Origin of the sequence: Roseivivax lentus, assembly GCF_900156805.1 — a bacterium.
Taxonomy (GTDB): Bacteria; Pseudomonadota; Alphaproteobacteria; order Rhodobacterales; family Rhodobacteraceae; genus Roseivivax; species Roseivivax lentus.
In genome coordinates, this window is the sequence record NZ_FTOQ01000026.1 from 26,559 (window position 1) to 38,067 (window position 11,509).

Here is an 11,509-nt window from a genome sequence, read left to right on the forward strand (position 1 = left end):
GGGACGACATGGCGGATCTGAAACTCACCGATGTCGAGAAGACCTATGGCGGCACGGTTCAGGTGCTGCGCGACATCAATCTCGACATCAAGAAGGGCGAACTGATCGTATTCGTCGGGCCCTCGGGCTGCGGCAAGTCCACGCTTCTGCGGATGATCGCGGGGCTCGAGAAGATCACCGGCGGCACGCTGGAGATCGACGGCCAGCGGGTGAACGACGTGCCGCCCGCGCAGCGCGGCATCGCCATGGTGTTCCAATCCTACGCGCTTTATCCGCACATGACGGTGCGGGACAACATGACCTTCGCGCTGAAGATCGCCAAGAAAAGCCAGGACGAGATCGACAGGGCCGTCGAGAAGGCCGCGAAGATCCTGCAGCTGGAACCTTACCTCGACCGTCTGCCCAAGGCGCTGTCGGGCGGTCAGCGGCAGCGGGTCGCCATCGGGCGCTCGATCGTGCGCGACCCCAAGGTCTATCTCTTCGACGAGCCGCTCTCGAACCTCGACGCGGCGCTTCGGGTGGCCACGCGCATCGAGATCGCGCAGCTCAAGGAATCCATGCCCGACTCGACCATGATCTACGTGACCCACGACCAGGTGGAGGCGATGACGCTTGCCACGCGGATCGTGGTGCTGGCCAACAAGGGTATCGCGCAGGTGGGCACGCCCCTGGAATTGTACGAGCGGCCCAACGGCGAGTTCGTGGCGCAGTTCATCGGCTCGCCCGCGATGAACCTGCTGCCGGGGGAGGTCGTCGAGACTGGCGAGACCACCGTGGTCAAGATGGCGGGCGGCGGCACTGCGCGGTCGTCGGTGCCCACGACCGATGGCGACAAGGGCCTGAAGGTCAATGTGGGCGTCCGTCCCGAGGACTTCCTCGAGACCGAGGAGGGCGCCGAATACATCTACGAAGGCAAGGTGAACATCACCGAGGCGTTGGGCGAGGTGACGCTGCTCTATTTTCAGGCGGAGAAAAGCGATCCCGTGATCGGCAAGCTGCCGGGCATCCATGCGGATCTGCGCGGCAAGACCGTGAAGCTGGGGGCCGTGCCGGAGAAGGTGCACCTGTTCAGTGACGGGGTGTCGCTGCTGTATCGGTAAGCGCTGAGCGTGGCGCCGCGACAAGCGCCTGGCCGGGGGATGGCGCTCTTCCGGTCGGCATAGACAACTTATCGTGCCAGATCATTGCTCCGATTGAACGATGCGCTGGCGTCACCAAAGCGCCAGCCCGCCGGGCCGGGTCATGCCGGGGGCATGCGTCCCGCATGACCGCTTGTCGCGGCGGCTGCCATAGGCAGCCTTGGTTCCGCGACCCGAGTGCATTGCCCACCCCCTGCGCGGCATTTTGGCAGCAAGCCGCGTGTTCCCCTTGCGTTCTCACTTTGTCATTGGCGAAATCGTCGCGATCCCCTATGTGTGACCCAAGTGTTAACGGGGGTCTCATGGCTGAGCTCAAACACATCGAAGTGCGTGGCGCGCGCGAGCACAATCTCAAGGGGATCGATGTCGATATCCCGCGCGACCAGCTGGTGGTGATCACCGGGCTCTCGGGCTCGGGCAAATCCTCGTTGGCCTTCGACACGATCTATGCCGAGGGGCAGCGCCGCTACGTCGAAAGCCTTTCGGCCTATGCGCGGCAATTCCTCGACATGATGGAAAAGCCCGATGTGGATCACATCGCGGGGCTGAGCCCGGCGATCTCCATCGAGCAGAAGACCACGTCGAAGAACCCGCGCTCGACCGTCGGCACGGTGACCGAGATCTACGACTACCTGCGCCTGCTTTTCGCGCGTGCGGGTACACCCTACAGCCCGGCGACCGGCCTGCCCATCGAGGCGCAGCAGGTCCAGGACATGGTTGATCGCGTGATGGAGATGGAAGAGGGCACGCGCGGCTACCTTCTGGCCCCCATCGTGCGCGACCGGAAGGGCGAGTATCGCAAGGAATTCCTCGAACTTCGCAAGCAGGGTTTCCAGCGGGTGAAGGTGGACGGCACCTTCTACGAGCTCGACGAGCCGCCCACGCTCGACAAGAAGTTCCGCCACGACATCGACGTCGTGGTCGACCGCATCGTGGTGCGCGAAGGGCTCGAGACGCGGCTGGCGGACAGCTTCCGCACCGCGCTCGATCTGGCGTCGGGCATCGCGATCCTCGAGACCGCGCCGCGCGAGGACGAGGGGGAGGCCGAGAGGATCACATTCTCCGAGAATTTCGCCTGTCCGGTCTCTGGCTTCACCATTCCCGAGATCGAGCCGCGTCTCTTTTCGTTCAACGCGCCCTTCGGGGCCTGCCCCGATTGCGACGGGCTCGGGGTGGAGCTTTTCTTCGACGAACGGCTCATGGTTCCGGATCAGAACCTGACGCTTTATGACGGGGCCATCGCGCCCTGGCGAAAGGGGAAGTCGCCGTATTTTCTGCAGACAATTCAGGCGATTGCGCGGCATTATGAATTCGATACCTCAACCAAGTGGAAGGATCTGCCGGCGCATGTGAAGCAGGTATTCCTGTTCGGCTCGGGCGACGAAGAGATCCAGTTCCGCTATGACGAGGGCGGGCGCGTCTACAATGTCACGCGCAGCTTCGAGGGCGTCATTCCCAACATGGAACGGCGTTACCGCGAGACGGATTCGAGCTGGATTCGCGAGGAATTCGAGCGCTACCAGAACAACCGCTCCTGCGGGACCTGCGGCGGCTACCGGCTGCGCGAAGAGGCGCTGGCGGTCAAGATCGGCGGCCAGCATATCGGCGAAGTGGTAGAGAAAAGCATCAAGGACGCCTTCGAGTGGATTGAAAACGCGCCGCAATCCCTGTCAAAGCAGAAGACGGAGATCGCCCGCGCGATCCTGAAGGAAATCCGCGAACGGCTGGGTTTCCTGAACAATGTGGGCCTCGAATACCTGACGCTGAGCCGCGCGGCGGGCACGCTCTCGGGCGGCGAAAGCCAGCGTATCCGTCTTGCCAGCCAGATCGGCTCGGGGCTGACGGGTGTGCTCTACGTGCTCGACGAGCCCTCCATCGGCCTGCACCAGCGCGACAATGACCGGCTGCTCGGCACGCTCAAGAACCTGCGCGATCAGGGCAACACGGTGATCGTGGTCGAACATGACGAGGATGCGATCCGCGAGGCGGATTACGTCTTCGACATCGGTCCGGGCGCGGGGGTGCATGGGGGCGAGGTGGTCAGCCACGGCACGCCGGCCGAGATCGCGGCGGATGCCAATTCCATCACCGGGCAATACCTGGCCGGCACGCGCGAGATCCCGGTGCCCGCCACGCGCCGCAAGGGAAACAAGAAAAAACTAAGCGTTGTCAAAGCGTCAGGCAACAATCTTAAGGACGTGACGGCGGATTTCCCGCTGGGCAAATTCGTCTGCGTGACGGGGGTGTCGGGCGGTGGCAAGTCGACGCTGACCATCGAGACGCTGTTCAAGACCGCCTCGATGCAGCTTAACGGCGCGCGGCAGACGCCCGCGCCCTGCGAGACGATCAAGGGGCTGCATCACCTCGACAAGGTCATCGACATCGACCAGCGGCCCATCGGGCGCACGCCGCGCTCCAACCCTGCGACCTATACCGGAGCCTTCACGCCGATCCGCGACTGGTTCGCCGGGCTGCCCGAGGCCAAGGCGCGGGGCTACAAGCCCGGGCGCTTCAGTTTCAACGTCAAGGGCGGGCGCTGCGAGGCCTGCCAGGGCGACGGGGTCATCAAGATCGAGATGCACTTCCTGCCGGACGTCTACGTCACCTGCGAGACCTGCAACGGCGCGCGTTACAACCGCGAGACGCTGGAGATCAAGTTCAAGGGCAAGAGCATCGCGGATGTCCTTGATATGACAGTGGAAGATGCGCAGGACTTCTTCGCCGCCGTGCCATCGATCCGCGAGAAGATGGACGCGCTGGTGAAGGTGGGTCTCGGCTATATCAAGGTCGGCCAGCAGGCCACGACGCTGTCGGGTGGCGAGGCGCAGCGGGTGAAGCTGTCGAAGGAGCTCGCGAAGCGGTCGACGGGCCGGACGCTCTACATCCTCGACGAGCCGACCACGGGTCTGCATTTCGAGGATGTGAAGAAGCTCCTCGAAGTGCTGCATTCGCTGGTCGAGGCGGGCAACACGGTGATCGTGATCGAGCACAATCTCGACGTCATCAAGACCGCCGATCACCTGATCGATATCGGTCCCGAAGGCGGCGATGGCGGCGGTGAGATCGTCGCGACCGGCACGCCCGAAGAGGTGGCCGAGGTTGCCGAAAGCCATACCGGGCGCTATCTGAAGGACATGCTCAAGCCGCGCAAGCTCGCGGCTGAATAGGTCGGAATGCGCGCGCCGACACGCGCGCGCATCGCATGCCGGGTCAGTCGGCGAGACGCGCCAACGCCCCGATCACATTGAGGATCTCGCGGGTTTCTCGGTCGACCTCGTAGAAGGTGTCCCCGATCCGGTAGTAGGTCCCGTTCGGGTTGAGGTTCCAGCGGCGCGGGTCGCGCACGACCACGTAATCTCCGTCGATCACGTCGCCGACATTATAGCGGACACCCTTCTTGGCGAGGCCAGGCGGCACGCATTCCACGCTTTTCTTGGCGAGACCGGGTGGGCAGCCTTTGGGCGCTGCAATGGCCGGTTGGGTGGCCATCAGCGCCGCGGCAAGGCAGAGGGGAAAACGGAACGTCATGCGTCGGTCCTTTCTTCGAACTATACAACAAAACACCTGCGATCGGGCTGATGTTCCAGACGTGCGCTCGGGTTCGGCGAAAGCCCGCCTGTCTCAGTTCATGTCCTGGATGAGGCGGCCATGCCGGCGGGCCGCGTCCAGATAGGCGCCGAACGTGTCGATGCCGCGGCCTTCGAGCATGGGCAGCATCCGGCACAATGCCTCCGCCGTCGCATGGGCATCGCCCAGGGCCGTGTGGCGCAGCTCGGCCGGGATGGTGATGCCGAGCCGCGTGCAGACCGCGTCCAGCGTATGCGTCTCGGTCGTGCCGAACAGGATCGCCGACAAGAGCACCGTGTCGATCACCGGATGCGTCCAGTCGAGGCCCGTCTCGGTCTGTTTGGCCTTCAGGAAGGCCAGATCGAAGGGCGCATTGTGCGCCACCAGAACCGTGTCCCGCGCGAAGTCGTGAAAGCGCGGCGCGGCCTCGAGAATGTCCGGCTGGCCGCGCACCATCGCATCGGTGATGTGATGCACCTTGGTCGAGGCGGGTGGGATCGGGCGGCCCGGATCCACGACGAGGTCGAAACGCTCACCCGCAAGGACGCGACCGTTCATCACCCGCAGCGCACCGATCTGCAGCACGGCGTCGCGATGCGGCAAAAGCCCGGTGGTCTCCAGATCGAAGACGCAGAAGGTCATGTCGTGGAGGCGACGATTTTCCAGCGCGGCGGTCTCGCGCCGCGTGAGAAGGTCGAAATCGTAGACCAGCGGACGATCCGCATCGGGGGCGATGGTCGCGTCCGCCGCGTCGATCAGGATGAGATAGCCGCCCTGGCGCATGGGCTTCATCCGCGCGGTCAGGCTGAGCGCGCCATGCACCCCGTCGAGCGTCGCCACGATGCCGAGGCCGGTCTTGTGCATCTGGCGCCGGGCGCGGGCGAGACTGTCCTCGGTGAAGTAGTCCGAGAGCGGCGCATTGAGCCGGGGCGTTCCGATCTGGGCCAGAACCTCGGCCGCCTGACCGTCATAAAGCGCGATCGTATGGTTGTCGCCGGCGAGGATCGTGGCGACCGGGATCTCGGTCAGGATATCGGTGAGCCGCGCCCGTTCGGCGCACAAAGCGCGGGTTTCGGAGGCGATCAGGTCGGCGGTGCGGCGGCGGGCGCGGTCAAGCTCCCGCGTCACCACCTCGGCGGCATCGCCCAGATCGCCGAGATGGCCCGCGATCCCGCCATCGAGGGGCGGTGCCGCATCGTTATGGGCATGGACCCGGAGCGCGGCGGCAAGCCGGTCCACCGCCTGCGCCACGGCCTGATCGAGCACGAACCACGCGGCGGTCAGCACCGCGAGCAGCAGGAAGGCCAGCGCGACGAAGCCGGTGAGACTGCCTTCCGTCCCGGCGATGCGCAGCGACAGGGCCGCCGCGGCGAGCGTGACGATCAGCATCACCGCGAAGAGAAGCAGGATGCGACCGCGCAGCCCGCCCATGGCTCAGACCTGCCTGCAGATCGCGGACAGGATCGGATCGGCGGGCCCGACATCGCGCCAGACCGGCGGGCTGCCATCGCCGAAGGTCGGGTCGGCGCGCAGGTTCTCGGCGCAATCGACCATCACCTCGACCGATTGCACGGGCCGCCAGCGTCCGAAGAAGTAGAGATCGGCGAGGAAGACGGAATTGCGCTCGGTGTTCTGCTGGAGGTTGTCGATATCCACCGCCACGAAGCGCTGCGTCATCGGCACGACATAGGTCCAGGGGCGATACCAGCTCGGTTCGTTGATGCGGTCGGCCACCACGAGCCCGTCGGGCAGCGCCTCCGATATGCGGCCATACCAGCCGTATTCCGAGGAGATCGCGGCGGCCAGCATGGCGCACCCCGCGGCCACCGGCACAAGCCAGCGGGGCAGTTGCCCGCCCGAGATCTTCGAGACCAGCATCATGACGCCGGCGCCGGCGATCCCGGCGACGATCACCGCGATCAGTTCCAGAAACATGGCCGTTCTCCTCCCATCGCGGTCCTCTCCTCCCGCAGGCCTATCAAGACAACATCCCGCGCCCGTGGCCAAGGGCCGATTGCAGGCCTTTGACCACCACGAAGGCATCCCTGAGATGCGAGCGGTCGAAATCCGACAATTTCGCGGGCGGCAGGAAATTGTCCGGCGCCTCGCCCGCGCGGATCCGGCGGCATTGATGTTCGAGCCGCGTCTCGGCGATCAGGTCATAGGCATCGAGAAGATCCTGCCCGCCGCTCTTACTGAGGAGCCCCGCATCGCGCGCGGCGACGATCCGCGCGCGGGTGTTCACCGGGCGCAGCTCGCCGCGCAGCGCGTAGACCCGGGCGAGGTCGGTCACCGGCACGACGCCCGAATGCTTGAGGTCGAGCCGGTCCTTGTTCTCACCCTTGCGGATCGTGGCGAAGCCGCGGATCAGGCCGAGGGGCGGTTGATGCTTGAGTGCGTTGGCGATCATGTGGCTGACGAAGATCGAGTTCTTCGACGCCTGCGCCAGCGTCTCCTGTTGCAGGCCGTCGAAGAGCGCCGTGTCGCCGCCGATCGGGCGCAGGTCGAACATCACCGAGGCGAGCATCTGCGCCTCGGGCACCGGCTTTTCGATCCAGCCCTTGAAGTAGCGCCGCCAGGTGGCGAGCGGCTGCCGCCAGCGCGGATTGGTCGCCATCATGTCGCCGGGGCAATAGACGTAGCCGCATTCATGCAGCCCGTCGGAGACGAAGCGCGCGAATTTCTCGAAATATTGCGCGTGTTCGGGGGTGAATGCGTCCGACAGGATCAGGCAATTGTCCTGGTCGCTGACGCCGGTCTGCTCCTGCCGTCCCTGCGATCCGCAGGCGAGCCAGAGATAAGGCACGGGCGGCGGGCCGAATTCCGCCTCCGCAAGGCGCAGAAGGCGGCGGGTGACCGCATCGGCGATATCGGTGATGAGCCGGGTCGTGACCTCGTGCGGGTGATGCCCGGCGACGAGCTGGCTCAGCAGGCGCGGGATGCGCGCGGTGGTCTCGGCCATCTCCTGCGCGGTCTCGGCGCGCGCGATGCCCGCCACCAGCTCCGCCGAGGACATGGCCTGGAACCGCGTAAGGTCGGTCTGGGTCACGATGCCCTCGAGGCCGCGCGCGCCGACGATGGGCACGTGGCCGATCCGCCGCTCGAGCATCATGTGCAGCACGTCCGATCCGAGCGCCTCGGGCGGCAGGGTGCGCGGATCTTCGGTCATGATCTGCCGGACGGGCGTGTCGGGGGCGGCTTTCTCGGCGAGGATGCGCGCGGAGAGATCGCGGATGGTGACGATGCCGACGAGCCGGTCGTCCTCGGTCACGCAGAGGCAGGAGACATGGGCGTCGCGCATCTGCCGCGCGGCCTCGGCGGCGGTGGTATCGGGGGCGACCGACAAGGGGTTGCGGGCCATGAATTGCGACACCTGGCTGGTCGCCAGATCCGACAGCGGCGCGCGGCTGGGCCGTGCGGCGCCGGAGCGGTCGAAGAAGCGCGCAAGCGCCGGGTGATCCTGACAGGCGAGCCGGAAGGAGGCTGCGGGCAGCACCAGCAGCTCGGTCTCGGAGCGGGCGAGGGCGGAGGTCGCCGCGCGCCCGTCCCGCGCGAGGCCGCGTTCGCCGAACGTGTTGCGCGGCCCCAGCAGCGAGACGGTCTCGCCGTGTTCGTCGCGCACCTCGATATCGCCCTTGCGCACGATATAGAGCCCGTCCAGCCGGTCGCCGAAGCTGTAGACCTGATCGCCGGGGGCGTACCGGGCGACCTGCATCGTCGCGGCAAGCTCCGCGCGATCCTCGGGCAGAAGGTCGGAATAGGGCTGCAGCCGGTCGAGGAAGTCGGCGATGGCTTCGGTCATGGGCGATGTGATCCTTGCAGGCTTGCGCCGAGGCTAGTGGCCGGGCGGGGCGGGTGAAAGCCTCGGCCAAGAAAAAACCCGGGCCATCGCTGGCCCGGGTCCGTCATGTCGGCAGTGCCGGATCAGTGATCCTGCGCGGTGCCCGCGCCGCGCGGCACGCGAACGCTTTCCACCAGTTCGCGGATTTCCTGCGGGACCGGCTTGGTCATCGCCGAGACCACGTAGGCCGTGACGAAGTTCACTACCGCACCCACAGCGCCGAACGAAGTCGACTTGATCGTGCCGAGCAGGGGGTCTGCATCGGTGAAGCTGTTGGTGTCGGGGATGAAGAACCAGCCCTTGTGCAGGAAGATGTAGACGAGCGTCACGATCAGACCGGCGAGCATGCCCGCCACCGCGCCGCGGTTGTTGATCTTGGTCGAGAAGATACCCATCATCAGCGCCGGGAAGATCGACGCCGCAGCAAGGCCGAAGGCCAGCGCGACGGTCTGCGCTGCAAAGCCCGGCGGGTTCAGACCGAGATAGGTCGCCACCACGATCGACACCGCCATCGCGATCCGGGCGCTGAGAAGCTCACCCTTTTCGGAGATCTCGGGCGCGAACCGGCCTTTCACGAGGTCATGGCTGACCGCCGACGAGATCGCGAGCAAGAGGCCCGCCGCCGTGGAGAGCGCCGCGGCGAGGCCGCCTGCCGCCACGAGGCCGATCACCCAGCCGGGCAGGTTGGCGATCTCGGGGTTCGCGAGCACGAGGATGTCGCGGTTGAAGTTGGTCAGCTCGTTGCCGTTCCAGCCTTCCGCTTCCGCGCGTGCCTGCATGTCGGCATCGGCGTCGTTGTAGAACTGGATGCGGCCGTCGCCGTTCTTGTCTTCCCAGCCCAGAAGGCCGGTCTGCTGCCAGGTTGCCATCCAGTCATAGGCCGGATCTTCGGCGATCTGCTCGACGCTCACCGCCTGGCCGTTGGTGCCCTCGGGCCAGAACAGCTCGGTGATGTTGAGACGGGCCATCGCACCGACCGCGGGGGCCGTGAGGTAGAGAAGCGCGATGAACACCAGCGCCCAACCGGCCGACCAGCGGGCATCGGCGACGCGCGGCACGGTGAAGAAGCGCATGATGACATGTGGCAGACCGGCGGTGCCGATCATCAGCGACAGCGTGAAGAGCAGCATGTTGAACGTGTCGCCGTTATGCGCCGTGTACTCGGAGAAGCCGAGCTCGGTCACGATCTGGTCGAGACGCTCCAGAAGCGGCTGGCCCGAGGCCTGATGCTCGCCGAAGAGGCCGAGCGCCGGGATCGGGTTGCCGGTCAGCTGCAGCGAGATGAAGATGGCCGGGATCGTGTAGGCCATGATCAGCACGCAATATTGCGCGACCTGCGTGTAGGTCACGCCCTTCATGCCGCCGAACACCGCGTAGGCGAAGACGACGACGGCACCGATCAGCAGGCCCGTGGTGTTCGACACTTCGAGGAAGCGGCCGAAGGCCACGCCCACGCCGGTCATCTGGCCGATCACGTAGGTCACCGAGGCGACGATCAGGCAGATCACCGCGACGAGCCGTGCAGTCGGGCTGTAGAACCGGTCGCCGATGAACTCGGACACCGTGTATTTGCCGAACTTGCGCAGATAGGGCGCGAGCAGCAGGGCAAGCAGCACGTAACCGCCGGTCCAGCCCATCAGGTAGGTCGAGTTGTCATAGCCGGTGAAGGCGATGAGACCCGCCATCGAGATGAAGGAGGCCGCCGACATCCAGTCCGCCGCCGTGGCCATGCCGTTGGTGACGGGGTGCACGCCGCGACCGGCGGCGTAGAAATCCGACGTGGAGCCCGCGCGCGCCCAGATGGCGATGCCGATATAGAGCGCGAAGGAGGCGCCCACGAAGATGATGTTGATCGTTGTCTGATCCATGATTTTACTCCTCGTCCACGCCGAATTGACGGTCGAGCTTGTTCATGCGCCAGGCGTAGAAGAAGATCAGGCCGAGAAAGACTAGGATCGAGCCTTGCTGCGCGAACCAGAAACCGAGATCCGTGCCGCCCACGGAAATGCCCGACAGGGCAGGGCGAAGCAGGATGCCGAAGCCGAAACTCACCAGAGCCCAGATCACCAGGCTGATGAGAATGAGACGCACGTTGGCCTTCCAGTAGGCCACGCCGTCGGTGGGAATTTTATCCGCCATGTCGCGGGTCTCCTCCTTGGTTTGGCGCGGGGTCAGCCGCGCACGCTGTGGACTACGCCCGCAAGCTCGCGGGCGATGTCGTCGATGGCGCCCATCGCGGGAATGCGATGCAGCGCGTTTTTTCCGTCGTAATAGGTCAAAAGCGGCGCGGTCTGGGCGTGATAGGCCTCGAGCCGGCTCTTGACCGTGTCCGCATTGTCATCGGCGCGGCGGGTCATCTCGGTGCCGCCGCACTTGTCGCAGGTGTCCGGTTTTGCGGGCGTCTTGTACTGGTCGTGATAGCCCTCGCCGCATCCCGCGCAGGTGAAGCGGCCCGAGACGCGGGTGACCATCTCGGCGTCGTCGACCTCGAGGCTGATGGCCGCGTCGATCTGCTGGCCGCGTTCGGCGAGGATCGCATCGAGCGCCTCCGCCTGGGCGGTGGTGCGCGGAAAGCCGTCGAGAATGACGCCCTTCGCGGTGTCGGGCTCGGCCAGACGGTCGGCAAGGATGCGGGTCACGATCTCGTCCGAGACGAGCGCGCCGGCCTCCATCTTGGCTTTCGCGGCGCGGCCGGCCTCGGTGCCGGCCTTGACCGCGGCGCGCAGCATGTCGCCGGTCGAAAGCTGAATAAGCCCGAATTCGGCCTCGAGCGTGCGTGCCTGGGTGCCTTTCCCGGCCCCCGGGGGGCCGAGAAGGATCAGAACCGGGGCTTTTGTGGGGGTGCGTGTACCGTCCATGCCCATCACCCGCGGTTCATGCGGTTTTCGATGAGGTCTTCGACGACCTCGGGTTCGGCGAGGGTGGAGGTGTCGCCGAGGCTGCCGTAATCGTTTTCGGCGAT

9 protein-coding genes are annotated in these 11,509 nt (G+C 65.7%); 2 read left to right on the forward strand and 7 right to left on the reverse strand.

Going from position 1 to position 11,509, the window contains the following annotated elements:
- Window positions 1–8 precede the first annotated feature (8 nt).
- Entirely contained in the window at window positions 9–1,100 is a 1,092-nt protein-coding gene (locus BW990_RS20220) for an ABC transporter ATP-binding protein (RefSeq protein WP_076451208.1), read from the forward strand.
- 341 nt (window positions 1,101–1,441) lie between these two features.
- Window positions 1,442–4,306 carry an excinuclease ABC subunit UvrA gene (gene uvrA / locus BW990_RS20225; protein WP_076451210.1) on the forward strand — a complete coding sequence of 955 codons (2,865 nt, stop codon included), beginning with the start codon at window positions 1,442–1,444 and terminating at the stop codon, window positions 4,304–4,306.
- 43 nt (window positions 4,307–4,349) lie between these two features.
- Here uvrA and BW990_RS20230 read toward each other — a convergent pair whose 3' ends face one another.
- The 7 genes from BW990_RS20230 to BW990_RS20260 all read right to left on the reverse strand — a co-directional run bounded on the left by BW990_RS20230 (window position 4,350) and on the right by BW990_RS20260 (window position 11,405).
- Window positions 4,350–4,667 carry a hypothetical protein gene (locus BW990_RS20230; RefSeq protein WP_076451212.1) on the reverse strand — a complete coding sequence of 106 codons (318 nt, stop codon included), beginning with the start codon at window positions 4,665–4,667 and terminating at the stop codon, window positions 4,350–4,352.
- 93 nt (window positions 4,668–4,760) lie between these two features.
- Window positions 4,761–6,137 (reverse strand): 3'-5' exonuclease, encoded by a 1,377-nt coding sequence (locus BW990_RS20235; protein ID WP_076451214.1) that lies wholly within the window; start codon window positions 6,135–6,137, stop codon window positions 4,761–4,763.
- Between the two features lie 3 nt (window positions 6,138–6,140).
- Window positions 6,141–6,641 (reverse strand): hypothetical protein, encoded by a 501-nt coding sequence (locus tag BW990_RS20240; RefSeq protein ID WP_076451216.1) that lies wholly within the window; start codon window positions 6,639–6,641, stop codon window positions 6,141–6,143.
- A 43-nt stretch (window positions 6,642–6,684) separates the two neighbouring features.
- Window positions 6,685–8,508, reverse strand: a complete 1,824-nt coding sequence (locus BW990_RS20245) for a DUF294 nucleotidyltransferase-like domain-containing protein (protein ID WP_076451218.1) — start codon at window positions 8,506–8,508, stop codon at window positions 6,685–6,687.
- A gap of 122 nt (window positions 8,509–8,630) precedes the next feature.
- Window positions 8,631–10,415 (reverse strand): sodium:solute symporter family protein, encoded by a 1,785-nt coding sequence (locus BW990_RS20250; RefSeq protein WP_076451220.1) that lies wholly within the window; start codon window positions 10,413–10,415, stop codon window positions 8,631–8,633.
- A gap of 4 nt (window positions 10,416–10,419) precedes the next feature.
- Window positions 10,420–10,686 (reverse strand): DUF4212 domain-containing protein, encoded by a 267-nt coding sequence (locus BW990_RS20255; RefSeq protein ID WP_076451222.1) that lies wholly within the window; start codon window positions 10,684–10,686, stop codon window positions 10,420–10,422.
- Between the two features lie 32 nt (window positions 10,687–10,718).
- On the reverse strand, window positions 10,719–11,405 hold the full coding sequence (locus tag BW990_RS20260) for an adenylate kinase (RefSeq protein ID WP_076451228.1): 687 nt from the start codon (window positions 11,403–11,405) through the stop codon (window positions 10,719–10,721).
- Window positions 11,406–11,509 lie beyond the last annotated feature (104 nt).

What these genes read in the sequence shown, in the direction of transcription:
- BW990_RS20220 (WP_076451208.1), top strand. Translation starts at nt 9, where the DNA reads ATGGCGGATCTGAAACTCACCGATGTCGAGAAGACCTATGGCGGCACG.
- uvrA (WP_076451210.1), top strand. Translation starts at nt 1,442, where the DNA reads ATGGCTGAGCTCAAACACATCGAAGTGCGTGGCGCGCGCGAGCACAAT.
- BW990_RS20230 (WP_076451212.1), bottom strand. Translation starts at nt 4,667, where the DNA reads ATGACGTTCCGTTTTCCCCTCTGCCTTGCCGCGGCGCTGATGGCCACC.
- BW990_RS20235 (WP_076451214.1), bottom strand. Translation starts at nt 6,137, where the DNA reads ATGGGCGGGCTGCGCGGTCGCATCCTGCTTCTCTTCGCGGTGATGCTG.
- BW990_RS20240 (WP_076451216.1), bottom strand. Translation starts at nt 6,641, where the DNA reads ATGTTTCTGGAACTGATCGCGGTGATCGTCGCCGGGATCGCCGGCGCC.
- BW990_RS20245 (WP_076451218.1), bottom strand. Translation starts at nt 8,508, where the DNA reads ATGACCGAAGCCATCGCCGACTTCCTCGACCGGCTGCAGCCCTATTCC.
- BW990_RS20250 (WP_076451220.1), bottom strand. Translation starts at nt 10,415, where the DNA reads ATGGATCAGACAACGATCAACATCATCTTCGTGGGCGCCTCCTTCGCG.
- BW990_RS20255 (WP_076451222.1), bottom strand. Translation starts at nt 10,686, where the DNA reads ATGGCGGATAAAATTCCCACCGACGGCGTGGCCTACTGGAAGGCCAAC.
- BW990_RS20260 (WP_076451228.1), bottom strand. Translation starts at nt 11,405, where the DNA reads ATGGACGGTACACGCACCCCCACAAAAGCCCCGGTTCTGATCCTTCTC.